Consider the following 24840-nt stretch of genomic DNA (forward strand, 5'->3'; position numbering starts at 1 on the left):
CGGGAAGCTGAGCGCCGAGGTTGTCACTGTGTCTGTAGTGAGAGGGATATGTTGATTGTGCATAGGGGGCCGGTGTTGTTCCTAACCTCACGGGGACAACCTGTCACTCCTGATTCTGTTGTACCGACTTTTATCGCAGGCCGTCCGCATCGTTCTGGAAAGCCAGGTTGAATACGACATACAGTGGGCGACACTCAGTGCCATTGTTGCAAGGATGTCGGGGGGATTACCTTAGAGTGAGCGCCCATCATTAGAGGATAAACACTTCAGTGAGAGTCATCAGGCTGGTGGGGAGAAAATCTTCCAGACGTCCCCCTCAAGGGAGAAGAGGACGTCGACAATAAACGACAAAAATCAAGTCACGTGCTGCAAAAACTCCTGCAAACGGGCGCTGGGGGGATTGTCGATCAGTTCATGCGGATTGCCATCTTCAGCAATACGGCCTTTGTCGATAAAGATCAGGCGCGAGGCCACTTTTTTCGCGAAGCCTATTTCATGAGTGACGATAACCATGGTCATACCCTCTTCAGCCAGATCCTGCATCACCTTCAGCACTTCATGGCGCAGTTCCGGGTCCAGCGCTGAGGTTGGTTCATCGAACAGCATCATCTTTGGTTTCACGGCCAGCGCCCGGGCAATCGCCACGCGCTGCTGTTGGCCGCCCGACAGTTCGGAAGGGAAGTGATGCGCACGTTCGGCCAGTCCCACTTTACCCAGCAGTTCTTTGGCCAGTCGGTGGGCTTCTTCCTTTTTCGTGCCACGCACGCGGATTGGGCCAAAGGCGACATTATCCAGCGCGTTCATCTGGGGAAACAGGTGGAATTGCTGGAACACCATTCCTGCCTCCTGGCGGATCAGGCGCTCATCAACCTTCGGATCGTTAACCTTCAGACCGTCGACAATCAGCTCTCCGCTGGTTATCTCTTCCAGCTTATTGATGCAACGTAGCAGCGTGGACTTACCGGAACCAGAAGGACCGATAATCACCACCACTTCACCCTGATGGATCGTCAGATTGATGTCATGCAGAACCTGAGTCGGACCAAAATGCTTGGAGACGTTTTTAAATTCAATCACAGGATTTTCATCCTTCTTTCAATACGACGCAGAACAAAGCTCAGCACCAGGGTAATAATCAGATAGATAACGGCCACGGCGCTCCAGATTTCCAGCGCCCGGAAGTTTCCGGCAATAATTTCCTGGCCCTGACGGGTCAGCTCCGCCACGCCAATCACGATAAACAGTGAGGTGTCCTTGATGCTGACGATCCACTGATTGCCCAGCGGTGGCAGCATACGACGCAGCGCCAGCGGCATAATCACGTAACGCAACGTCTCGCGGCGCGATAAGCCCAACGCCAGACCCGCTTCGCGGAAACCATTGTTGATCGACAGCACCGCGCCACGGGTGATTTCTGCGATATAAGCGCCGGAGTTAATCATAATGGTGATAACCGCTGCGCTGAAGGGATCAATCCGCAGATCGGTAAAAGCCATTGGCAAGGCAAAGTAAATAAACATCACCTGGACGACAATTGGCGTCCCGCGGATCAGTTCAATGAACACCAGGGCGATGTTACGTGACAGCCAGCCGCCGTAAGCACGCGCAAACCCCGCCACCAGGCCGATAATCAGTCCACCGATCAGGCCGAGGACAGAAATCCACAGCGTCAGTCTGGCACCTTCGAGCAGGGCCGGAATCGATGGCCAGATGACGCTCCAGTCAAACTGCATTAGTTATTCTCCGGTTCAAAACCATCTCCTTGTTAGAGGACGGGAAAAAAGCAGGCGTGTACGCCTGCAAAAAATAGAACTAAATATTATTTAGGCTCGGTGCCGAACCATTTTTTATACAATGCGCTGTAAGTCCCATTTTCACGCAGCGTTTTCAGTGCGCCATTGACTTTCTCACGCAGTTCGTCGCTGCCTTTCGGGAAGGCTATGCCGTACTGCTGTGCTTCGAGAGAGTCGCCAACCGCTTTGAACTGGCCTTTACCCGCGGTATGGATAAAGTACTGGATATTCGGCGTGTCGTGCAGAACCGCATCAGCCCGTCCCGTTCCCAGCTCCATATAGGCGTTGTCGATATTCGGGAACTGACGCAGGTCTTTCGTTTTGATGTGTTGCTTAGCGTAGTCTACCGAACCGGTACCACTCTTAACCGCGACCACTTTACCGTTCAGATCATCAATACCTTTAATCTGATTGTTGTTGGCTTTCACCATGACTTGCAGGCCGCTTTGGTAGTAGCCGTCGGAGAAATCGATGGCTTTCTTGCGCTCATCCGTAATGGTGATGCCAGCTATCGCAAGATCGATGTTGCGGGTCTGTAGGGCAGGAATGATGCCACTGAAATCCATCGGTTTCAGGGTGTAATCAATATTCAGTTGTTTAGCGATAGCGGCCCATAATTCCACATCGAAACCAACATATTTATCACCCTGCTTAAACTCGAAAGGCACGAAGGCAGTATCAGTCGCGACCACCAGCTTCTTTTCTGCGGCAGTGGAAGAGACAGCAAACGCCAGCGTCAGCGCAGCCAGGGAAAACTTAATCATCGATTTCATTTTTTATCCTTATGCCCTCAGGCAAGATTTTTCGCCTGATTGAATGCCCGTGTCAGTATGAAAAACGGATGCCACTTATGGCGGAATATATGGAAAGCAGCACGTTAAGTCAATTTATATGGCGGCAGACAGCCCGGGGCCTGAAGATGGCTAATCATGTGTCAGGATAAGGAGAAGAGATTTTTAGACAACATCGTGTTGTCACTGAATTTTCGCCGCAGATTTAAAAATTAAATAAATCGTTATTTAGCGCAGTTGGCTGTCTTTGCTGCCGCGGCGATTATACAGACTGATGGCTTGTGCCTTGTCGCGGACTTGTTGGCACTGTACGCAATATTTTACCCCGGGCAAGGCCAGTCTCCTGGCTTCAGGAATCGGTTCACCGCAGTGTTCACAGTACTCCGCGCTGTGGCCCTGATGCAGTGAGCGGCGCGCCCGGGAAACCGCGTCATCAATGGTTGAATCAATTTGTTCTTGTACGGCATCATCACGTGCCCAGCCGCTGGCCATGGTTAACCTCCAAAGAAAAATCAGATGAAAGGCGTCATCTGCTACGTTTGTTGTACGGTGACGGGCAGGCCGCCTGAAAAGCGACCTGCAGGGACATTACTCGATGTTAGCTTCGATAAACCACAGGAATTTATCCAGATCACGGGATGCTGCGGTAAAAATATCCGCGGTGTCTTCATCTTCAACTTCGGTAATCGCTTTACGGGTATCGTTAGCGACGACAGCATAACGTTCGGCCAGGGCTTTAAGATGATCCTGTACGCTATGAATATTCAATGGATAGCTTTTTAGTGGTGTGTTGTTATTGACGACCTGAGTTGTCCCCAGTGCCACGCCACCCAACTGGACCACGCGTTCCGCGATGGTGTCCTGGTGCTCGTTGATGGTGGTCCGGAAACCATCAAGCATTTCATGTACCGCGATAAAGTTTGCACCGCGCATATTCCAGTGCGCCTGCTTGGTTATCAGAGACAAATCAATGAATTCTGTTACCAGACGATTAAGCACCTCAATGGTGGCCTTTTTCTCTTCGTCAGCCACGTTGTTAAGGGTATAAATCAGAGCAGAAGATTTTGTTTTTACCAGCTTAGCGGTACTCATCATTCATATCCTCTTAATGTCGATTGTCCTGAAAATGACAGGAATAAGTATATCATTGTTTTTTAACTCTGCAGGAAAGTAACTGTCTATTGCTCGAATAGCATTCGCCTTTCGGAACATAACTCCGAGTATTTATACGAATTCAATGGGTTAAATGAAGTTAATAAATGTCACCATTAAGTTTTATGGCTATGTTATTGATTTATATTGATGAATTTTATTAACAATAGCTGGGGAATTTGAAGGGTTATTGTAATGCTAAAGCATAACGGAATATTTGTTTTCAGAAATGCTACTTCGCTTTCACTAAAAAATAATAAATAAAACTGATATGCCCTAAATAATTAAAATTGCAGGATAAAACAGCCAGCGCATGTTGCACCGCGCTGGCGGCAACGGGACGAAGCGATCAGATCAGGCCAACAATCGCGGTTATTCACGCAGTTCGTTAACGGGGGCGATGGTCTTCTTAGGGCGCATGGTCAGCGTGGAGCCTGCCGAGGCGAGGATGACGGCCAGCAGCCCCAGCCATTGCGCCGGTATCAGCGTTTCACCCAGAAATACCATTCCGGACAGTGCTGCCATGGCGGGTTCCAGACTCATCAGGGTGCCAAAGGTTTTGGCTGGAAGGCGGGTTAGCGCCACCATCTCCAACGTATAGGGGAGCGCACTGGACAGCACGGCCATGGCGAGTGCGATAGGGAGCAGTGACCAGCTCCAGACGCCACTGCCAGCCCAGATCAGACCCGCCGGAACAAAAATCAGCGAGGCGATCAGCGAGCCTGCCGCAACCGTGGCAGGACCATGCTCAGCGCCGGCACGCTGGCCACTGAGAATATACAGGGCCCAGAACCCCCCCGCCAACACGGCTAACAGCGCGCCTTTGAGGTCAACACCAGAGATCTTTTGCCCAATGGGCAGCAGGAACCACAGACCCAGTAGCGCCAGCAGCACCCAAACAAAATCCAGCGGACGGCGTGAACCGGCCAACGCCAGGGTCAGCGGTCCGGTAAACTCCAGCGCCACAGCAATCCCCAGTGGCACAGTGTGCAGCGCCAGATAAAAGGAATAGTTCATTCCTCCCAGCGCAATACCATATAGCACCAGCGGCAACATTTGCTGACGGCTGAAACGCAAACGCCAGGGCTTAAAAATAGCGCAGAGGATAATGGTACCCAGTCCAAGTCGCAGGGCGGTCGTTGCTGGAACGCCCACTACCGGAAAGAGTGTTTTCGCCAGCGCAGCTCCACCTTGAATAGAGATCATGGCGATTAGCAGAACCAAAATGGCTGGCCAGACAGGGTGATGCATGATAGTAGCGGAAGTTGACGTCCTGTAGCTCAATCGTATTCGTCCATCAGTGTGAGAAAAAGTCCTCCATAGTGTAATGGAAGAGCAGATTAAGCAGTAGAATGGTGGAAAAAAATTGGTGAGGTGCGGAAAAACAGTCGCTGAATGGTAAAGAAACGTCAAATTTAATGAACAATAGCCGTAATGAACAAATTTTTACATTCTTGTGACGCGACTGAGGGAACTCCTGATTTATAAGTAAAAAGAATGACATGGCGGACTTCATTAACGTCCTGTTACACCAAACTTCGTATTGGACAACAAATTCGGGGCAGAGTTTCTTCCTGAGTTTTGTTATATTTCCAGCGTTGTCAGGAGATAAGTATTTTCACATTTGAGGTGGTTATGAAAAAAATTGCATGTCTTTCAGCACTGGCTTGCGTACTGGCTGTTACTGCTGGTTCAGCAATGGCACGAAGCACCGTTACCGGCGGTTACGCACAAAGCGATATGCAGGGCGTAGCTAACAAAGCTAACGGCTTCAACCTGAAATACCGTTACGAAGACGAGAACAACCCACTGGGTTGGATCGGATCTTTCACTTACACTGAGAAAGATCGTTCTGAGTCTGGCACGTACCACAAAGGTCAGTACTACGGTTTCACCGGTGGTCCTGCATACCGTCTGAACGACTGGGCTAGCGTTTATGCTGTCATCGGTATTGGTTACGGTAAATTCCAGGCTAACGGCGTGGATCGTGACAAACATGATGAAAGCGACGTTGGCTTCTCTTACGGTGCTGGTGTGCAGTTCAATCCAGGCATCGAAAATGTTGCTCTTGATTTTGGCTACGAGCAGAGCCGTATCCGCAGTGTTGATGTTGGCACCTGGATTGCTGGCGTAGGCTACAGCTTCTAAGTGGTCATCATTTGCCCGTTCCTACGGGCAATAAAAAATCCGTCCTTAGTGGCGGATTTTTTTATGCGCTAAACGGGGTTCCGTTAACTTATTGGTCAGCATTTCCAGTAACTGAAGCCGCAGGGTAAACGGTGACCGACAGAGCAATTGTAGAAAAAGTGGCGTGTTCATGATGATTCCTCCCGTTCACTTTATCAAAAAATATAGCAAGAGCTATAATTTGTAGCCAGTGCTATTTCGCGAAAATTTGTGCTTCTTTGAGCTTCGTTTACAATGTGGCACACAGGCTGATGCGGCGGTTCCGTGCGTCAGTAAGAATAAAAAGAGGAAGCTGGATGAGTCGTCGCGCAAAAACAGCAGTGCCCGCGCCACTGAAAGATATTGAAGAGCATGTCGAAGGTTTCCGTCAGGTGCGGGAAGCTCACCGGCGTGAACTTATTGATGACTATGTTGAGTTGATCTCCGATCTGATCCGTGAGTTTGGTGAGGCACGCCAGGTCGACATGGCGGCGCGTCTTGGCGTTTCTCAGCCAACCGTCGCCAAAATGCTGAAAAGGCTGGCCAGTGTGGGTCTGGTAGAACAGGTTCCTTACCGGGGGGTCTTTCTGACCGCTGAGGGTGAAGCGTTGGCGGAAGAGAGTCGTGAGCGTCATCATATTGTGGAAACTTTCCTGCTGGCGCTGGGGATCAGCCCTGATACCGCGCGCCGTGATGCTGAAGGGCTTGAGCATCACGTCAGTGATGAAACGCTGGCAATCTTCCAGAAATTTTATCAAAGCCGCCAATAATTCTGGCGCATTGCGTGTGAGCCAGTATGACAACCAATCTTGCGAAGGTTTTTTCTGCTGTGGCACACGCGTTGTTTTCTCCTGCCAGAAGGAACGTGGTGGTTGCCATGTCTGTTCCCGCAAAGGGAGGACGTAATGCCGGGTAACCGAAGCCATACGGTTAACTTAATCACTGTTTTTAGTCATAAATGCGGCTTAGTTTCAGGCTAGTCTGACTTTGTAAGTAAACGCTGGTAATTGTCAGTTTACGCTTTATTGTTATAGCAGCATGAATCTTACGGACCTGATTGGGGTTCGCTATAAACTAATGAGAACTATGGCTAATCAATCAACTTCTCTCTCAGATGATGGTCAGCATCATCAAGATAACAACCCGCAACAGGACAACACTGAACGTAAAGGACCCGGTAAAAAGCCGCTAGTCATCCTCGCAGTCGTGGTGGTGGTGGTCCTGATTGTCGCGCTGTGGTTTTGGCTGAGCACCCGCAATATTGAAACCACAGACGATGCTTTTACTGAGTCGGACGCCATTACTATCGCGCCGAAAACATCTGGTTATGTCACTAAATTGCTGGTTCGTGACAACCAGAAAGTGAAGAAGGGCGAGCTACTGGTGCTAATCGATCCGCGGGATAGCATGGCACAGCACTCTCAGGCGCAGGCGCAACTGGATCTGGCGATCGCCCAGTTGCATCAGGCTCAGGCCGCGCTGGCGCTTTCTAAGGTGCAGTATCCGGCGCAGAAAGATCAGGCGCTGGCGCAACAGGCGAAAGCTGAAGCCAATTTGCTTAATGCGCGGGAGGATTACAAACGCCAGCACGGTGTCGATCCGCGTGCCACCTCACAACAGAATATTGATGCGGTTAGCGCGCAGTTAAGAAGCGCCAAAGCCGAGCTGGACAATGCCACAGCGCAAGTCGAAGTGGCTTCGCAAATTCAGTTGCAGATTCGCCAGCAGGAAACCAATGTTGAAGCACGCCAGGCGCAGGTACAACAGGCGCAGGCTCAACTGAATACCGCCAATCTGAATCTCTCTTATACCGAGGTACGCGCACCCTATGATGGTTTCGTCACCAAACGTAATGTTCAGGTAGGCACGCTGGTGCAGCCCGGGAGTGCGTTATTCTCGCTGGTGTCGCCTGATGTATGGGTTATTGCGAACTTTAAAGAGTCTCAACTTGAACGCATGAAACCAGGCAATAAAGTTGAGATAACCGTTGATGCCTGGCCGGATATGAAACTACAAGGGCATGTTGACAGTGTGCAAATGGGGTCTGGCTCGCGTTTCTCTACTTTCCCGTCAGAGAATGCCACCGGTAACTACGTGAAGATTGTGCAACGCGTGCCGGTTAAGATAATCATCGACAAAGGGCTGGATCCGAACCATCCTCTGCCGCTGGGGCTGTCGGTAGTGCCTAAGGTGACGGTTGAATGAGCCACCGCGAGACCTGGAAACCGACCAGCAATCCCTGGCTGGTGGCCATATCGGTGACGCTGGCGGTGTTCATGGAGATTCTGGATACCACCATCGTCAACGTATCGTTACCGCACATTGCGGGTTCGCTGTCTTCCAGCTATGACGAATCCACCTGGGTATTGACGTCCTACCTGGTGGCAAATGGTATTGTATTGCCGATTTCAGCGTTTCTCAGCCGCCTGTTCGGTCGCAAACAATTTTTCCTGATCTGCGTGGTGATGTTCACTATCTGTTCCTTCTTGTGCGGCATCGCGACCGAACTGTGGCAGATTATCCTGTTCAGGGTATTGCAGGGCTTTTTTGGTGGTGGATTGCAGCCGGTGCAGCAGTCGGTGCTGCTTGACTACTTTAAACCGGAAGATCGAGGCAAAGCGTTTGGTCTTTCTTCCATCGCGATTATTGTGGCACCGGTGCTGGGACCTACCTTTGGCGGCTGGATAACCGATAACTATAGCTGGCGCTGGGTGTTCTTTATCAATATCCCGGTGGGGATTTTCAGTACCCTGGCCATCTACCAACTGCTTGAAGATCCACCATGGGAGCGCAAATGGGCTAAGGGCAAGCTGAGCATCGACTATATTGGCATCGGTTTAATCACGCTGGGCCTGGGCTGCTTACAGGTCATGCTTGATCGTGGTGAAGATGATGACTGGTTCGCTTCTCGTTTTATTGTTACCTTTGCCATCCTCACCGCCATTGGTTTGATTGGCGCGGTTTACTGGCTACTGTACGCTAAAAAGCCGGTGGTCGATTTATATGTCCTCAAGGACCGAAACTTTTGGGTCTCCAGCGTGTTAATGTCGGGAATGGCGGCATTGCTATATGGTAGTTCAGTGGTTATTCCGCAACTGGCGCAGCAGGATTTGGGATATACCGCGACCTGGTCGGGGTTGGTGCTCTCTCCCGGAGCGTTATTGATCGTGTTGTCGATTCCTCTGGTACTGAAGTTGATGCCGCTGGTGCAGACGCGATTGATTATCGCCTTTGGGTTCGCCTGTCTTGGGGGGGCGTATCTCTATTCATCCACGCTGACGCCGAACATCGATTTTACCTCGCTGGTGATCATGCGTAGCGTGCAGACTATCGGGCTGGGCTTTCTGTTTGTGCCATTGACGACCATCGCGTATACCACGATCCCACAACGGCTGAATGCGGATGCCTCGGCGTTGTTTACCATGTGCCGCAATGTTGCGGGGTCAATTGGCATTTCATTATCTACCGCGATGATTACCGAGCGAACGCAGGTACGCAGTGCCAACATGGTGCATAACATGACGCCGCTGAATGAACCGTTTAACCTGACAGTCGAGCGTTGGGCGCAGGGGGTCAGGGACTTTACCTCGGCGGTGGGTGATCCTGTGACTATCGCTACCGGCCAACTGTATAAAGAGATGATAGCTCAGTCGCGGATTCTGGCTTATATCGACGTCTTTATGTGTTTCAGTATTATTGCTTTGATTCTTATCCCTTTTTGTTTACTGCTTGCGCCGATTAAGAGCGAGGGCAGTGCAGGAGCACACTGACATGAACGTTTCTCTTTTATTTGCACGTTCGCGACTCAGCGTGCTGTTGGTCGCCGCTCTGGCGTTATCCGCTTGTTCGGTCGGGCCGGATTATCGGGCGCCTGAGCCATCAACGCCAGCTTCCTTTAACACCCTGCAATCGGATGCGGGGTCTAAACCTCAGGCTACGGTGACCAATCCCCGTTGGTGGACGTCGTTTAATGATCCTCAACTGGACAGCCTGATTGAACGCGCGATTGCCGGTAATCTGAGTTTACAGCAGGCTGTACTACGTATCGCCGGTTCGCGTCAGCAACTGAACCAGGCGCGTGGGGCATGGTTTCCGGTGGTTAACGGCGAACTCTCTGCCCAGCGTCAGCAGCCCGGTCTAAAAGGTGAGCTGGAATCGAGGGGGATTTACGATCAGATCGATCAAACCGATCCGGCGTTGCAATCCTCGCTGGGTAGCCTGACTAAGCCGATAAGCCTGTATCAGGGAAGCTTTGATGCCTCCTGGGAACTGGACCTGTGGGGGAAGGTTCGTCGCCAGGTAGAAGCGGCCAATGCTCAGCAGCAGGAGTCACTGGAAAGCCGCAACGATGTGTTGGTCTCACTTGAGGCGGAAGTGGCGCGAACTTATCTGCAGTTGCGTGGGGCGCAGTTGATCAGCCAGACACTGCAGACCCAGATTGATGTGGCGCAGCAGACGTTGGCATTGACCCAAAGCCAGCAGCGTAATGGTCTGGCTCCGCAAATGAACGTAGAAAATGCTCGCGCTCAGCTTAATGCCTTGCGGGCGCAGTTACCGCAGTATCAATCTCAAATCCATCAGGCGATGAATGGCCTGGCCGTGTTACTTGGTAAGCCGCCGGGAATGCTGGATGGCGAGTTGATGGCCAGTAAGCCGCTACCGGTATTACCGAAAGCAGTACCGGTTGGACTGCCTTCTACGCTGGCGCGCCGTCGTCCCGATGTGCGTCAGGCTGAAGCAAAGCTGCACGAAGCAACGGCTAACATTGGCGTGTCGGTTGCCCAGCTGTTTCCCGATATTTCGCTGACCGGGCAGTTTGGTGTGCGTAACACTGATGCCAGCTATCTGGATAACTGGAGCAGCCATTTCTACAGTTTTGGTCCGTCAATCTCGATTCCTGTCTTCCAGGGGGGGCGCCTGGTTTCCAGCGTGAAACTGGCGCGGGCTGAGCAGGCCAGCGCAGCGTTGGCTTACCGTCAGACGGTACTGACTGCTTTGCAGGACGTGGAAAATGCGCTGGTCAGCTACCGTACTGACCAGCAACAGGTGGACGGACTGGATCAGACGGTGGAAGCCTTACAGACCACCTTCAATTTGGCGAAAAACAGTTACTCGCAGGGGCTGTCATCCTTTCTCGATGCGTTGGATGCCCAGCGTCAGTTGGCGCAGGCGAAGCAGCAGGCCGCTTCCGCAAGGGTTCAGAGCAGTCTTGACCTTGTGGCCTTGTATAAAGCACTCGGCGGCGGTTGGGAGCTTTACCAGAACGTGACGTTACCTGATTACTCCGTCTTTGGCCCAGCGGCAAGTGGAGATGCGCCTGCCGGTTAATTCAGACCATTCTTCATCTTATTTTGAAATAAATATTTTAAAAAATCCGTGTAAAATTTATGCGGATTTTTTCTTGCACTTTATTCTTCCGTCACCAGCCATTTCTTAACTCTTTAATGAGATGTTGATCACAAGTCTGCATCATTGATGCGAGTCATGCCGCAAAATTTAATTTTCATACTTAATTAAAATGAAAAAAACAGACTAAATTAGAGGCCATGTGGGGTGAAGAGTTCGGCCCCTTACGCTGACATTCCCTACTTGCCAGATAACAACAAGAGGTCTGAAATCACTATGTCAAAAGAATTGTATTTCACTCCCAGTCGGGCGTCCGGTCCCAACAGCAACAGCCGGACTGAGCCTTTCGTTAAAGTTATCGCCGTCATTGCCACACTGGGGGGGCTGCTGTTTGGTTATGACACCGGTGTCATTTCTGGTGCCCTGTTATTTATGGGTAAAGAGCTTCATCTGACCCCTTTTACTACCGGGCTGGTGACCAGTTCGTTGCTGTTCGGCGCGGCTTTTGGTGCGCTGATTTCCGGTCATTTTGCCGCCGCTGCCGGGCGTAAGAAAATCATCATTATTCTTGCGGTGATCTTTGCTGTCGGGGCGTTGGGTACGTCGTTGGCGCCGGATGTACACTGGATGATTTTCTTCCGTCTGGTACTGGGGGTGGCTGTGGGCGGCGCGGCGGCGACCGTGCCGGTCTATATCGCTGAAATTGCGCCAGCCAATAAGCGTGGACAACTGGTGACGCTGCAGGAACTGATGATTGTGTCGGGTCAGATGTTGGCCTATATCTCCAACGCGGGGTTTAACGCGGCATGGGGAGGAGATGAAACCTGGCGCTGGATGCTGGCTGTTGCCACCATACCGGCGGTTGCTTTGTGGTTTGGCATGATGTTTATGCCGGACACGCCACGCTGGTACGCAATGAAAGGGCGGCTGGCCGAGGCGAGGAAGGTACTGGAACGAACCCGGGCGCCAGAGGATGTAGAGTGGGAACTGACCGAGATCGAAGAAACGCTGAGCGAAGATGAGAACAAAAGTAAACCGCGGCTGAAGGAACTCAAAAAGCCATGGTTGTTTAAGTTGTTTCTTATCGGTATCGGCGTCGCGGTTATTCAGCAATTGTCCGGTGTTAATACCATCATGTATTACGCGCCGACCATGTTGAAATCGGTGGGAATGAGTACCAATACCGCATTGTTTGCCACCATTGCCAATGGGGCGATTTCTGTGCTGATGACGTTTGTTGGCATCTGGTTGTTAGGGCGCCTGGGGCGCCGCACCATGACCATGCTCGGCCAGTTTGGCTGTACCGCCTGTTTGTTGTTTATTGGGGGCGTCAGCTACTTTATGCCGGAGATGGTTCACGGACAGGTTGATACGCTGCGTAGTTATATGGTGCTGTTGGGTATGCTGATGTTTCTCAGTTTCCAGCAGGGTGCGCTTTCACCAGTCACCTGGCTGCTGTTGTCTGAGATCTTTCCCACCCGTCTGCGCGGCATCTTCATGGGCGGTGCCGTTTTTTCAATGTGGATCGCCAACTTCCTGATTTCACTTGCTTTCCCGATATTACTTGCCAGTGTAGGTCTTGCGGGGGCGTTTTTTATCTTTGCTTTTATCGGTCTGTTTGGCGCGGTCTTTGTTGTCAAATGCGTGCCGGAAACGCGTAATCGCAGTCTGGAGCAGATCGAACACTATTTGCATGACTGGTTGAGCAGCGACCGCGGAACTCGCCCACTGCCGGCATCGAAACGCAAGGTTGAGAGTCACTGAGTCATACGCCGGTCTCTTAGCGGGTGGTGGTGTATTCGCCGCCCCTTTTTTTTGGCATAATGCGCGCTGGTCCACATTCTCACATCGCAAAAGAAAGGCAATCCTGTGCTAGTTTCCAGCAACGTCACCATGCAGTTTGGCAGTAAGCCGCTGTTCGAAAACATCTCTGTCAAATTTGGCGGCGGTAACCGTTATGGCTTGATCGGCGCCAATGGTAGCGGTAAGTCCACCTTTATGAAAATTCTGGGGGGGGATCTGGTTCCGTCCGCCGGTAATGTGTCGATCGATCCTAATGAGCGCATTGGTAAATTGCGCCAGGATCAGTTTGCCTTTGAACAGTTTACTGTGCTGGATACGGTGATCATGGGTCACGGTGAGCTGTGGGAAGTGAAAGAAGAACGTGACCGTATTTATGCGCAGCCGGAAATGAGCGAAGAAGACGGTTATAAAGTGGCTGATCTTGAAGTGAAATACGGCGAAATGGACGGCTACACCGCAGAGGCGCGAGCGGGTGAATTACTGCTGGGGGTGGGGATCCCACTGGAACAGCATTATGGCCCAATGAGCGAAGTCGCACCAGGCTGGAAGCTACGTGTGTTGCTGGCGCAGGCGTTGTTCTCTGACCCGGAAATCCTGCTACTCGACGAACCGACCAACAACCTCGATATCGATACTATTCGCTGGCTGGAGCACGTGCTGAATGAACGTAACAGCACCATGATCATCATTTCGCATGACCGTCACTTCCTGAACATGGTCTGTACGCATATGGCGGATTTGGATTATGGTGAACTGCGGGTCTATCCGGGCAATTATGACGAATATATGACGGCGGCCACCCAGGCTCGCGAGCGTCTGTTGGCTGATAACGCCAAGAAAAAAGCGCAGATCAACGAACTGCAGTCCTTTGTCAGTCGCTTCAGCGCAAATGCCTCCAAGTCCCGTCAGGCAACTTCCCGCGCCAGGCAGATCGACAAAATCAAGCTGGAAGAGGTTAAGGTTTCCAGTCGGCAGAATCCGTTTATCCGTTTTGAACAGGACAAGAAGTTGTTCCGCAACGCGCTACAACTTGAGTCTCTGACCAAAGGTTTTGATCAGGGGCCGCTGTTTAAGAATCTTAATCTGCTGCTGGAGGTTGGCGAGAAACTGGCGATTATTGGCCCGAACGGTATTGGTAAAAGTACGTTGCTGAAAACACTGGTGGGTGAGATTCAGGCGGATAACGGTGAAGTGAAGTGGTCTGAGAATGCCCGTATCGGTTATTACGCTCAGGATCATGCGCATGATTTTGCCAACGACCTGACGGTTTTTGACTGGATGAGCCAGTGGAAGCAGGAAGGCGATGATGAACAGGCGGTCCGCAGTATCCTCGGGCGTTTGCTATTCAGTCAGGATGATATTAAAAAACCCGCCAGAGTGTTGTCCGGTGGTGAAAAAGGACGGATGCTGTTTGGTAAGCTGATGATGGAAAAACCGAACGTGCTGGTGATGGATGAGCCGACCAATCACCTGGATATGGAATCTATTGAAGCGTTGAATATGGCGCTGGAGATGTACCAGGGCACGTTGATTTTCGTCTCGCACGACCGGGAATTTGTCAGCTCGCTGGCGACCAGGGTAATTGAAATGACGCCGGGTAAAATCAACGACTTTACGGGTAATTACGAAGACTATTTGCGCAGTCGGGGAATTGTCTAAAACTGCATGTCATATCTAACCAGCAGTAACCAGGGTTGATGGTCACACCGCCTGGTTCTGCTGATGGCTGGAGAAGGTGACTATCGTTTCGTGATCCTGGCATAAACGGATGTCGGCGCGCTGGAACAACACTGGCGCGGTCACTAAAGTGGGGGGATTATCCCTGGCCACAGACTTCACAGTCTGGATCCTTCGCCAGTTTTATCTCGCGGAACTGCAGGGTCATGGCATCGTAGATCAATAGTTTACCCGCTACGCTGCCGCCATAATCAGTCAGCAGACGAATGGTTTCCATCGCCTGTAGCGAGCCGATAACGCCTACCAGCGGCGCCATTACCCCTGCTTCGACACAGCTTAGCGCGCTGTCACCGAACAACCGACTGATACAACGGTAGCAGGGTTCATCTTTCTGCCAGCGGAACACGCTGATCTGTCCTTCCATGCGGATTGCTGCGCCGGAGACCAGTGGTGTTTTGCTGCTGAAACAGAGGCGGTTAAGTTGTTCGCGAGTGACCACATTGTCGGTACAATCCAGTACTACATGGTGTTCAGCAATCAGTTTTGCCAGCGCCGCATCTTCCAGGTCAGCCGCTATGGCCCGCAGGGAAATATGCGGGTTGATGATTTGCAATTGCTGGCGGGCCGAGTCCACTTTGAACTGACCAATGGCGGCGTCATGATGCAGGATCTGCCGTTGCAGATTAGAGTGGGAAACGCGGTCGAAATCCAGCAGCGTGAGATGCCCGATGCCCGCCGACGCCAGGTAGGGGCTGGCGGCGCAGCCCAGTCCACCCAGCCCGACGATCAGCGCTTTCGCCGCTTTCAGCGTTTCCTGACCATCGAAGTCAAAGCCGCGCAACACTATCTGGCGGTTATAGCGCAGGGTTTCTTCATCGCTGAGTTCAGGGCGCATCTTATCCTTCCAGCAGGTGATTGAACGGCTCAACCTCAACCCATTCGCCCACCTCGACATTGCCACGGCTGCGTTCCAGTACGATAAAGCAGTTAGCCTGACTGAACGAGCTAAACACGTGCGAGCCCTGTGGACCGGTACTGTGTACTTCCAGTTCACCGTGTGCATTATGCACCAGCCGACCACGTTGAAAATCCAGTCGTCCCGGCGTTTTCTTCAGTGGTGTGGCAACTTTGACGCGCTGACGGGGTGGCAGGGCCGGACCTTGCTGACCGCTAAGCTTCGTCAGCAGCGGTTGTACTAATTGGTAGAAAGTCAGCGCCGCAGACACCGGATTTCCCGGCAGGCCACAGAACCAGCTATGGTGCAGGCGCCCAAAAGCAAAGGGCTTGCCGGGTTTGATTGCCAGTTTCCAGAAGGTGATTTCGCCCAGCTCTTCCAGCATTTTTTTGGTGTAATCCGCTTCGCCCACCGAAACACCGCCGCTGCTGATAACCACATCAGCCTGGCTGTCTGCCTGGCGGAAGGCCGCCCGCAGCGCTGTTTGATCGTCAACGATGATGCCGAGGTCGATAACCTCACAGCCCAGTTTATCCAGCATCAGATGGACGGCAAATCGATTTGTGTCGTAAATCTGTCCGGCCGCCAGCGGCTGCCCAACGGGTTGCAATTCATCGCCGGTGGAGAAAATCGCCACGCGTGGTCTGCGCCAGACCTTAACATTGGCAATGCCCAGCGAAGCCAGCAGCGGCAGTTCCGCCGCGCCCAGACGAACACCGCTGCTTAGCACACTGGCGCCTTGCATAATGTCATCCCCCACCCGGCGAATATTTTGACCGGTCTGGACGGTTGCGGTTATCTCTATGGCATCGCCTGCCTGACGTGTTTCTTCCTGCATCACCACCGCGTCGGCGCCTGGGGGCATTGGCGCGCCGGTCATAATGCGAATGCAACTGCCGGCAGGCCATGTGCCGTTGAATGGTGCGCCAGCAAAGGCTTTACCGGCGACCGGCAGCGGCTTGCCCGCCTGAACATCGGCCAGACGCACGGCATAACCGTCCATCGCTGAATTGTCGAATGGCGGCACATTTAATGGTGAAATTACTGTTTCGGCAGTAATGCGGCCAGGGGCGGCAGTCAGCGGTAATATTTCAGTTTCGCTAACCGGGGAGATGCGTGCGAGTATGGTCGACAGGGCATCATCCAGGGAAATCAGTCCCGCAGTAAAGGCTTCCATAATGTCTCCGGCATGCCCGAAACGTCGGGCAGGCATACAGTCAGATAGTGGGTATTATGGCCTGATTTTCCGTCGGGGTCACGCAAACCCAGCGTGGCGTTATAAGACAGAACTTTTTGCTATTACCCGCCAGCGAACATTCTGCTTTACATCACTTTACAGCCTGCCTATAGTCAAAAACGAGTCGAATTCAATCAAAATCATTCTAAGCCAGTGTTTTTCATGCTGATTTGTCACGCAGGATAATCGGATTATGGTCAGAGCAGTGATCGCCATTCACGGCGGTGCGGGAGCGATTGCCCGTGCCAGTATGAGCGCAGAAAAAGAGCAGCACTATATTCAGGCATTATCAGCGATAGTGACCAGTGGACAGACCATACTGGCCGCTGGCGGTAGCGCACTGGATGCGGTCACTGAAGCCGTCCGGCTGTTGGAAGAGTGCCCGTTGTTCAACGCGGGAAAAGGCGCGGTATTTACTCATCAGGGAACGCATGAACTGGATGCCAGTGTAATGGATGGCCGTACGCTGGATGCGGGAGCGGTGGCGGGGGTCAGGCGTGTGCGTAATCCTGTACTGGCGGCTCGCGCTGTGCTGGAAAACAGTCCTCATGTGATGTTGATTGGCGAGGGTGCCGAAGCGTTTGCCTTTGAGCAGGGACTGGAACAAGTAGCCACAGATTTCTTTTCAACTCAGGCGCGTTGGCAACAGTTACAGCGAGCGCTGTCTGCTGAGCAGATGGTGCTGGATCATGATGGGGCGGCGCAGACTTCTGGCGATCCTATCGATCCTGAGAACAAATTCGGCACGGTTGGCGCAGTCGCGGTCGATCTGCACGGCAACCTGGCCGCAGCGACCTCAACGGGCGGGATGACTAACAAACAGACAGGACGGGTTGGTGATTCACCGATTATCGGCGCGGGTTGCTACGCCAATAACGCCAACGTAGCGGTTTCCTGTACGGGTACTGGTGAAGTGTTTATGCGTTCGCTGGCCGCTTACGACATTGCCGCATTGATGGAATACGGTGGACTTTCACTGAAGGAAGCCTGCGACCGGGTGGTGATGGAAAAGATTAGGGTACTGGGCGGCAGTGGTGGGGCCATCGCAGTAGACCGGGAAGGTAATGTGGCGTTGCCATTCAACAGTGAGGGAATGTACCGTGGCTACGGCTATGTCGGTGATGAACCCAGCGTCGGCATCTACCGCGAAGAGTAAGGGGGAGGGGTGACAATTTTCAACGGGTCAGACTTGCCCGCCGGGCAGGTGTTGGCGGTAAAAAATCTCAACGTCAGTTTCAGCCAGGAAGGGACGGTGATTCAGGCGGTAAAAAATCTTTCGCTGGAGGTTCATCGCGGAGAAACGTTGGCGATCGTCGGCGAGTCTGGCTCCGGAAAATCCGTCACCTCCCTGGCCTTGATGCGTCTGATCGAACAGGGAGGCGGCACCATTGACAGCGGTGAAATGCTACTGCGACGGCGTAACAGCCAGATTGTCGATCTGTCCCGTGCCAGGCAGGCGCAACTGAGGCGGATCCGCGGTGCCGACATGGCGATGATCTTTCAGGAACCCATGACCTCGCTCAATCCGGTATTTACCGTTGGTGAGCAGATTGCGGAATCGATCCGTCTGCACCAGGGGAGGAGCCATCGTGAAGCGCTGAAAGAAGCGGAAAATATGCTGGATATGGTGCGTATTCCGGAAGCGAAAAATGTGTTATCACGCTTTCCTCATCAACTTTCTGGTGGCATGCGTCAGCGCGTGATGATTGCAATGGCGCTCTCCTGCCGCCCGGCGTTGCTGATTGCCGATGAGCCGACTACCGCGCTGGACGTCACTATCCAGGCGCAAATTTTGCAATTGATCCGCGTACTGCAAAAAGAGATGCAGATGGGGGTGATTTTTATCACTCACGACATGGGAGTCGTCGCGGAAATAGCGGATCGCGTGCAGGTGATGTACCGTGGGGAAGGGGTGGAAACCGCCGCGGTGGAGGCTATTTTCCGTTCTCCGCAGCAGGATTACACGAAAGCGTTGTTGCAGGCGGTGCCGAAACTGGGCGCAATGACTGGCAAACCCTATCCGGCCCATTTTCCCCTGTTCAGTACTGACCGTGCTGATGAGATTATGCTGCCGCAGGATACCGTGGTACCTGATGCCGAGCCCGTGTTACAGGTGCGTGATTTAGTCACCCGTTTTGATATCCGGAGTGGCATTTTTAATCGTGTTACTCGTCGTGTTCATGCTGTGGAAAAAGTCAGTTTTGATTTGCGACCCGGTGAAACTCTGGCGTTGGTGGGGGAGTCAGGATGTGGAAAATCCACGACCGGGCGATCACTACTGCGTTTGGTGGAAAGCCAGGGGGGAACCATTACTTTTAATGGTCAGCGCATCGATAATCTGACGGGAGCCGCGCTGTCTCATCTGCGGCGTGATATCCAGTTTATCTTCCAGGATCCTTATGCTTCTCTCGATCCGCGGCTCACTGTGGGTTTTTCCATTATGGAGCCGCTGTTGGTCCACGGCATTGCGAAAGGGAAAGAAGCGTCCGATCGCGTTGCCTGGTTGCTGGAGAAGGTCGGGTTATTGCCGGAACACGCGCGGCGTTATCCGCATGAGTTCTCCGGTGGGCAGCGTCAGCGTATCTGTATCGCCAGGGCCTTGTCGCTCAATCCGAAGGTGGTGATTGCCGACGAAGCCGTTTCCGCGCTGGATGTCTCTATTCAGGCGCAAATCGTCAATTTGATGCTGGATCTGCAGCGGGAATTCGGTATTGCTTTCTTATTTATTTCTCATGATATGGCGGTGGTGGAACGTATCAGCCATCGGGTGGCGGTGATGTATCTCGGCCAGATTGTGGAGATAGGCCCCCGTCAGGCGGTATTTGAAAACCCCCAGCATCCTTACACGCGTAAGCTGATGTCTGCTGTGCCGGTGGCGGATCCTCGTCAGCGTCGGCGCGAGAGGGCATTGCTAGTGGAAGAGATCCCCAGCCCGATTCATGCGCTGGACGATGAACCAGAAGTTGCGCCGTTAGTTGAAGTTAACGCCGGACACTACGTTGCTCGCCATGCGATCGGCGGTGCCTGAATTGCTGTAAAACAACAAGGAATGACAGGAGAAACACCTAAAATGATGAGTCAAAGCAAACGTATATGGTTAACGGCTGGCCTACTGAGCAGTTTTGCCGCCAGCCCTGTCTGGGCCGCGAAAGACGCGGTAATCGCCGTTGGTTCCAACTTCACCACCCTCGATCCCTACGACGCAAACGATACCTTGTCGCAGGCGGTGGCGAAGTCCTTCTATCAGGGGCTGTTTGGCTTTGATAAGGATATGAAGCTGATTAATGTATTGGCGGAAAGTTTTGATGCCAGCAAGGACGGACTCAGCTATACCATCAAGCTGAAGAAGGGAGTGAAGTTCCAGGACGGTACGGATTTCAACGCGGAGGCGGTGAAGGCCAACCTTGATCGGGCCAGCAATCCGGATAACCATCTGAAGCGCTATAACCTGTTCAAATCTATCGCCGCCACTGAAGTGGTTGATCCGTATACGGTGAAAATTACCCTGAAGCAGCCGTTCTCGGCGTTTATCAATACCCTGGCCAGCCCGGCAGCAGCCATGATTTCCCCAGCGGCGCTGAAAAAATACGGTAAGGATATCGGCTTTCATCCAGTCGGTACGGGTCCGTACGAACTGGATAACTGGAACCAGACTGATTACGTCAAGGTGAAGAAATTCGACGGCTACTGGAAGAAAGGCTATCCGAAACTCGACAGCATTACCTGGCGTCCGGTGGTGGATAACAACACCCGGGCGGCGATGTTACAGACCGGCGAAGCGAATTTTGCTTTCCCGATCCCTTACGAACAGGCCAAACTGCTGGAGAAAAACAACAAGCTGGAGTTGGTGACCGCGCCTTCGATCATGCAGCGTTACATTAGTCTTAACGTGACGCAGAAGCCGTTTGATAATCCCAAAGTGCGTGAGGCAATCAACTACGCCATCAACCGCCAGGCGTTGGTGAAAGTGGCCTTTGCCGGCTACGCTACGCCAGCGACCGGGATTGTGCCGCCAGCCATTCAGTATGCACAAAGCTATCCGACACCGGAATATAACCCGGCTAAAGCGCGTGAATTGCTGAAGGAAGCGGGTTTTCCGAACGGTTTCACCACCACGTTGTGGTCTTCGCATAATAACAGTACGGCCCAGAAGGTGCTGCAGTTTACCCAGCAGCAGTTGGCGCAGGTAGGCATTAAAGCGACAGTTACCGCGATGGATGCCGGGCAGCGGGCAGCGGAAGTGGAAGATAAAGGGCAGAAAGAGAGCGGTGTGCGCATGTTCTATACTGGATGGTCTGCTTCTACAGGTGAAGCTAACTGGGCGTTGACGCCGTTGTTCGCTACCCAGGCCTGGCCGCCAGCTATTTTTAATACCGCCTTCTACAGTCATCCTCAGGTGGATAAAGATCTGGCTGACGCACTGAAAACCACCGACAGCAAACAGAAAGCCGCGCTGTATAAAGATGCCCAGGATCGCATTTGGAAAGATCAGCCCTGGGTTCCCCTGGTGGTGGAAAAACTGGTTTCGGCCAATAGCAAAAACCTGACCGGTTTCTATGTCATGCCTGATACTTCATTTAGTTTTGATGACGCTGATCTGCAGTAACCCCCCCGCTGACGATTCGCCGCGTCTTGCCTGGTGGCAGGCGCGGCGGTGACAGGCGCAGGATAATCTATGCTCAACTATTTTATTAAACGCATATTGGGACTGATCCCCACACTGCTGATTGTGGCGGTGCTGGTGTTCCTGTTTGTTCATCTGCTGCCGGGCGATCCGGCAAGGTTGCTGGCGGGTCAGGAAGCGGACAGCACGGTGGTCGCGTTAGTCCGTCAGCAGCTTGGGCTTGATCAGCCATTAATTGTGCAGTTTTGGCACTTTATCAGCAACGCGGTGCAGGGCGATTTCGGTCAGTCAATGGTTTCCAAACGGCCGGTTTCTTCTGAGATAGCGCAGCGGTTTTTACCGACGCTGTGGTTAACGCTCAGCAGCATGGCATGGTCGGTGATTTTCGGTATGGCGGTGGGGATTATTTCTGCTGTATGGCGTAATCGTTGGCCTGATCGTCTGGGTATGACGTTAGCGGTCTCGGGGATCTCGTTTCCTGCGTTCGCATTGGGCATGTTGTTGATGCAGGTGTTCTCGGTGAAGCTGGGTTGGCTGCCAACGGTAGGGGCTGGCAGTTGGCAACACTATATTTTACCGTCAATCACCCTTGGTGCTGCGGTGGCCTCGGTGATGGCGCGTTTTACCCGGGCTTCTTTCGTGGAGGTGATGCAGGAAGATTACATGCGTACGGCACGGGCCAAGGGGGTACGCGAGACATGGGTGGTGGTTAAGCATGGCTTGCGCAATGCGATGATCCCGGTTGTCACCATGATGGGGTTGCAGTTTGGTTTCCTGCTGGGCGGCTCGATTGTGGTGGAAGTGGTTTTCAACTGGCCGGGGTTAGGGCGTCTGTTGGTGGATTCGGTGGAAATGCGCGATTATCCGGTGGTGCAGGCCGAAGTGCTGCTGTTTTCGCTGGAGTTCATTCTGATCAATCTGATTGTCGATATGTTGTATGCCGCTATTAATCCTGCGATACGTTATAAATAAGGATCCGCGATGAAAAACTGGCGACGTAAAGCGGCGCTGTCCGCTATGCCCATTCTGAACCAGCATCGCGTGCGTACGCCCTGGCGGGAATTCTGGCGGCGTTTTCGCCGTCAGCCGCTGGCCATGATGGCCGGTGTATTTGTGCTGTTGTTAATTCTGGTGGCGATCTTTGCCCCCTGGCTGGCACCATTTGATGCGGAAAATTACTTTGATTATGACCGCCTGACTGAAGGACCGTCGGCGATGCACTGGTTTGGCGTCGATTCTCTGGGGCGGGATATTTTCAGTCGGGTGCTGCTGGGAACGCGGCTCTCATTGATTTCCGGCTTTGTGTCGGTGGCGCTGGGGGCGGCAATGGGGACCTTTCTCGGTTTACTGGCTGGTTATTATGGTGGCTGGTGGGATCGCATTATTATGCGCATCAGTGATGTGTTGTTCGCTTTCCCCGGTATCCTGCTGGCGATTGCCGTGGTGGCGATCATGGGCAGCGGGATGTCCAATGTGATTATTGCGGTGGCGATTTTCAGTATTCCGGCCTTTGCCCGCCTGGTTCGCGGCAATACGCTGGTGCTGAAGCAGTTGACCTTTATCGAGTCGGCTCGCAGTATTGGCGCGTCTGATTTTACGATTATCATGCGTCATATTCTGCCGGGAACCCTCTCTTCGATCGTGGTTTATTTTACGATGCGGATTGGTACCTCGATTATTACTGCCGCCAGCCTGTCCTTCCTGGGGCTTGGCGCACAACCGCCGACGCCGGAGTGGGGGGCGATGTTGAATGAAGCGCGGGCTGATATGGTGATGGCGCCACATGTGGCGATTTTCCCCAGCCTGGCTATCTTTCTGACCGTGCTGGCGTTTAATTTGCTGGGTGACGGCCTGCGTGATGCGCTCGATCCTAAATTAAAAACCTGACGCTACGGCTACGCGCCTGCTTTGCTGCAGGCGCGCTTTACTTTTCCCGTTGCTACCAGGCTGAGATCAAATTTTGCTGGCCCAGAGATCGTATTCGTCGGCATTTTCAACGCGCGCACGGATAACATCGCCGGGGTGTAGGTTTTTCTCGCCGTTCAGATACACCGCGCCGTCAATTTCCGGCGCATCCGCCATGCTGCGGCCAATCGCACCTTCTTCATCAACTTCGTCGATGATCACCAGAATCTCGCGGCCCACTTTTTCCTGCAACCGGCTGGCGGATATGCTTTGCTGGAGTTGCATAAACCGGTTGAAGCGTTGTTCCTTGACGGATTCAGGTACCGGGTCCGGCAGGTCGTTAGCCGTGGCGCCCTCCACCGGGCTGTATTTGAAACAGCCCACGCGATCCAGTCGTGCTTCTTGCAGGAAGTCGAGCAGCATCTGGAAATCTTCCTCGGTCTCGCCAGGGAAGCCAACGATAAAGGTCGAGCGAAGGGTCAGATCCGGGCAGATTTCACGCCAGCGTTTGATGCGCTCCAGGGTACGCTCAACGGCACCGGGTCGCTTCATCAACTTGAGGATCCGCGGACTGGCGTGTTGCAGGGGAATGTCCAGGTAAGGCAGGATTTTCCCTGCAGCCATCAACGGAATGACCTCATCCACATGAGGATAAGGATAAACATAGTGCAGGCGTACCCATACGCCCAGCTTAGCTAACTGCTCACACAGGCTGACCATACTGGTTTTGACCGGTGCGCCATTCCAGAAGCCGGTGCGGTGCCTGACGTCCACGCCATAGGCTGATGTATCCTGTGAGATAACCAGCAATTCTTTCACCCCGGCTTCCACCAGGCGTTTGGCTTCATCCAGCACTGCGCCGATCGGACGGCTGTCCAGATCGCCACGCATCGAGGGGATGATGCAGAAAGTACAGCGATGGTTACAGCCTTCGGAAATTTTCAAATAAGCATAGTGGCGCGGCGTCAGTTTTACGCCCTGTTCCGGCACCAGACTGAGGAAGGGGTTGTGCTGAGGCTTTGGCACGTACTGATGCACGTGTGACAGCACCTGTTCGTAGCTGTGCGGCCCGGTAATTTCCAGTACGCGTGGATGCACTTCACGGATCTGGTTTTCTTTTGCTCCCAGACAGCCCGTGACAATGACTTTGCCATTTTCATTCAGTGCTTCGCCTATTGCCTCCAGCGATTCCTGCACCGCACTGTCGATAAAGCCACAGGTGTTGACGATAACCAGCTCCGCGTCATTATAGCGCGGCACCACTTCGTATCCTTCGGTACGCAACTCGGTGAGGATCCTTTCAGAGTCGACGAGATTTTTTGGGCAACCGAGCGAGACGAAACCAACGCGCGGCGCCATGGTAGTATTTTGCGACATGACTCATTTCCAGT

At 52.9% G+C, this 24840-nt stretch carries 23 protein-coding genes; 12 read left to right on the top strand and 11 right to left on the bottom strand.

What is annotated here, in order from left to right:
- Positions 1-354 precede the first annotated feature (354 nt).
- The 6 genes from glnQ to rhtA all read right to left on the bottom strand — a co-directional run bounded on the left by glnQ (position 355) and on the right by rhtA (position 4987).
- Positions 355-1077 (bottom strand): glutamine ABC transporter ATP-binding protein GlnQ, encoded by a 723-nt coding sequence (gene glnQ, locus EH228_RS03060; RefSeq protein WP_152320222.1) that lies wholly within the window; start codon positions 1075-1077, stop codon positions 355-357.
- On the bottom strand, positions 1074-1733 hold the full coding sequence (glnP, locus tag EH228_RS03065; protein ID WP_152320223.1) for a glutamine ABC transporter permease GlnP: 660 nt from the start codon (positions 1731-1733) through the stop codon (positions 1074-1076). The genes glnQ and glnP overlap by 4 nt, the downstream gene beginning before the upstream one ends.
- 86 nt (positions 1734-1819) lie before the next feature.
- Positions 1820-2566: a glutamine ABC transporter substrate-binding protein GlnH gene (gene glnH / locus EH228_RS03070; protein ID WP_152320224.1), complete on the bottom strand. Its 747-nt coding sequence runs from the start codon at positions 2564-2566 to the stop codon at positions 1820-1822.
- 246 nt (positions 2567-2812) lie between these two features.
- On the bottom strand, positions 2813-3076 hold the full coding sequence (locus EH228_RS03075; protein ID WP_152320225.1) for a DksA/TraR family C4-type zinc finger protein: 264 nt from the start codon (positions 3074-3076) through the stop codon (positions 2813-2815).
- Between the two features lie 96 nt (positions 3077-3172).
- Entirely contained in the window at positions 3173-3676 is a 504-nt protein-coding gene (gene dps / locus EH228_RS03080; protein ID WP_152320226.1) for a DNA starvation/stationary phase protection protein Dps, read from the bottom strand.
- 432 nt (positions 3677-4108) lie between these two features.
- Positions 4109-4987, bottom strand: coding sequence for a threonine/homoserine exporter RhtA (gene rhtA, locus EH228_RS03085; protein WP_152320441.1), 879 nt, complete (start codon positions 4985-4987; stop codon positions 4109-4111).
- Between the two features lie 384 nt (positions 4988-5371).
- On the opposite strand from rhtA, the gene ompX reads away from it, so the two are divergent.
- Positions 5372-5884, top strand: coding sequence for an outer membrane protein OmpX (gene ompX / locus EH228_RS03090; RefSeq protein ID WP_152320227.1), 513 nt, complete (start codon positions 5372-5374; stop codon positions 5882-5884).
- 45 nt (positions 5885-5929) lie between these two features.
- Here the strand turns inward: ompX and EH228_RS20630 are convergent, their stop codons facing one another.
- The gene (locus EH228_RS20630; protein WP_275065350.1) at positions 5930-6055 is read right to left on the bottom strand and encodes a hypothetical protein; all 126 of its coding nucleotides are present in this window, start codon (positions 6053-6055) and stop codon (positions 5930-5932) included.
- A 164-nt stretch (positions 6056-6219) separates the two neighbouring features.
- On the opposite strand from EH228_RS20630, the gene mntR reads away from it, so the two are divergent.
- The 6 genes from mntR (at position 6220) to EH228_RS03120 (ending at position 14710) form a co-directional block, all read left to right on the top strand.
- Positions 6220-6672: a manganese-binding transcriptional regulator MntR gene (gene mntR, locus EH228_RS03095; RefSeq protein WP_152320228.1), complete on the top strand. Its 453-nt coding sequence runs from the start codon at positions 6220-6222 to the stop codon at positions 6670-6672.
- 307 nt (positions 6673-6979) lie between these two features.
- Positions 6980-8107 (top strand): HlyD family secretion protein, encoded by a 1128-nt coding sequence (locus EH228_RS03100; protein WP_152320442.1) that lies wholly within the window; start codon positions 6980-6982, stop codon positions 8105-8107.
- Positions 8104-9672 (top strand): DHA2 family efflux MFS transporter permease subunit, encoded by a 1569-nt coding sequence (locus EH228_RS03105; RefSeq protein ID WP_152320229.1) that lies wholly within the window; start codon positions 8104-8106, stop codon positions 9670-9672. The genes EH228_RS03100 and EH228_RS03105 overlap by 4 nt, the downstream gene beginning before the upstream one ends.
- 1 nt (position 9673) lies before the next feature.
- Complete coding sequence (locus EH228_RS03110; RefSeq protein ID WP_152320230.1) at positions 9674-11230, top strand: efflux transporter outer membrane subunit; 1557 nt, start codon at positions 9674-9676, stop codon at positions 11228-11230.
- A 294-nt stretch (positions 11231-11524) separates the two neighbouring features.
- Positions 11525-13012 carry a sugar porter family MFS transporter gene (locus EH228_RS03115; RefSeq protein WP_152320231.1) on the top strand — a complete coding sequence of 496 codons (1488 nt, stop codon included), beginning with the start codon at positions 11525-11527 and terminating at the stop codon, positions 13010-13012.
- Between the two features lie 105 nt (positions 13013-13117).
- A complete protein-coding gene (locus tag EH228_RS03120) occupies positions 13118-14710 on the top strand; it encodes an ABC-F family ATPase (RefSeq protein ID WP_152320232.1) in 1593 nt (530 codons plus the stop codon).
- Between the two features lie 42 nt (positions 14711-14752).
- On the opposite strand, the gene EH228_RS20120 is transcribed toward EH228_RS03120, so the two are convergent.
- Genes EH228_RS20120 through moeA form a run of 3 tightly spaced genes read right to left on the bottom strand, consistent with a single transcriptional unit; the run spans position 14753 to position 16860 of the window.
- Positions 14753-14890, bottom strand: coding sequence for a hypothetical protein (locus EH228_RS20120; protein WP_193323255.1), 138 nt, complete (start codon positions 14888-14890; stop codon positions 14753-14755).
- Entirely contained in the window at positions 14868-15623 is a 756-nt protein-coding gene (gene moeB / locus EH228_RS03125; RefSeq protein WP_152320233.1) for a molybdopterin-synthase adenylyltransferase MoeB, read from the bottom strand. The genes EH228_RS20120 and moeB overlap by 23 nt, the downstream gene beginning before the upstream one ends.
- A gap of 1 nt (position 15624) precedes the next feature.
- On the bottom strand, positions 15625-16860 hold the full coding sequence (gene moeA / locus EH228_RS03130) for a molybdopterin molybdotransferase MoeA (protein WP_152320234.1): 1236 nt from the start codon (positions 16858-16860) through the stop codon (positions 15625-15627).
- Between the two features lie 253 nt (positions 16861-17113).
- Here moeA and EH228_RS03135 point away from each other — a divergent pair, with 253 nt between their 5' ends.
- The 5 genes from EH228_RS03135 (at position 17114) to gsiD (ending at position 23431) form a co-directional block, all read left to right on the top strand.
- Entirely contained in the window at positions 17114-18076 is a 963-nt protein-coding gene (locus EH228_RS03135; RefSeq protein WP_152320235.1) for an isoaspartyl peptidase/L-asparaginase, read from the top strand.
- Positions 18077-18085: 9 nt separating this feature from the next.
- Positions 18086-19948 (top strand): glutathione ABC transporter ATP-binding protein GsiA, encoded by a 1863-nt coding sequence (gene gsiA / locus EH228_RS03140; RefSeq protein ID WP_193323256.1) that lies wholly within the window; start codon positions 18086-18088, stop codon positions 19946-19948.
- 45 nt (positions 19949-19993) lie between these two features.
- Positions 19994-21526 (top strand): glutathione ABC transporter substrate-binding protein GsiB, encoded by a 1533-nt coding sequence (gsiB, locus tag EH228_RS03145; RefSeq protein WP_204902647.1) that lies wholly within the window; start codon positions 19994-19996, stop codon positions 21524-21526.
- A gap of 69 nt (positions 21527-21595) precedes the next feature.
- Positions 21596-22516 (top strand): glutathione ABC transporter permease GsiC, encoded by a 921-nt coding sequence (gene gsiC, locus EH228_RS03150; protein WP_152320237.1) that lies wholly within the window; start codon positions 21596-21598, stop codon positions 22514-22516.
- Positions 22517-22525: 9 nt separating this feature from the next.
- The gene (gsiD, locus tag EH228_RS03155) at positions 22526-23431 is read left to right on the top strand and encodes a glutathione ABC transporter permease GsiD (RefSeq protein WP_152320238.1); all 906 of its coding nucleotides are present in this window, start codon (positions 22526-22528) and stop codon (positions 23429-23431) included.
- Between the two features lie 66 nt (positions 23432-23497).
- Here gsiD and rimO read toward each other — a convergent pair whose 3' ends face one another.
- The gene (gene rimO / locus EH228_RS03160; RefSeq protein ID WP_152320239.1) at positions 23498-24826 is read right to left on the bottom strand and encodes a 30S ribosomal protein S12 methylthiotransferase RimO; all 1329 of its coding nucleotides are present in this window, start codon (positions 24824-24826) and stop codon (positions 23498-23500) included.
- Positions 24827-24840: the final 14 nt, after the last annotated feature.

This window comes from Erwinia endophytica (assembly GCF_009295515.1).
Taxonomy (GTDB): Bacteria; Pseudomonadota; Gammaproteobacteria; order Enterobacterales; family Enterobacteriaceae; genus Erwinia; species Erwinia endophytica.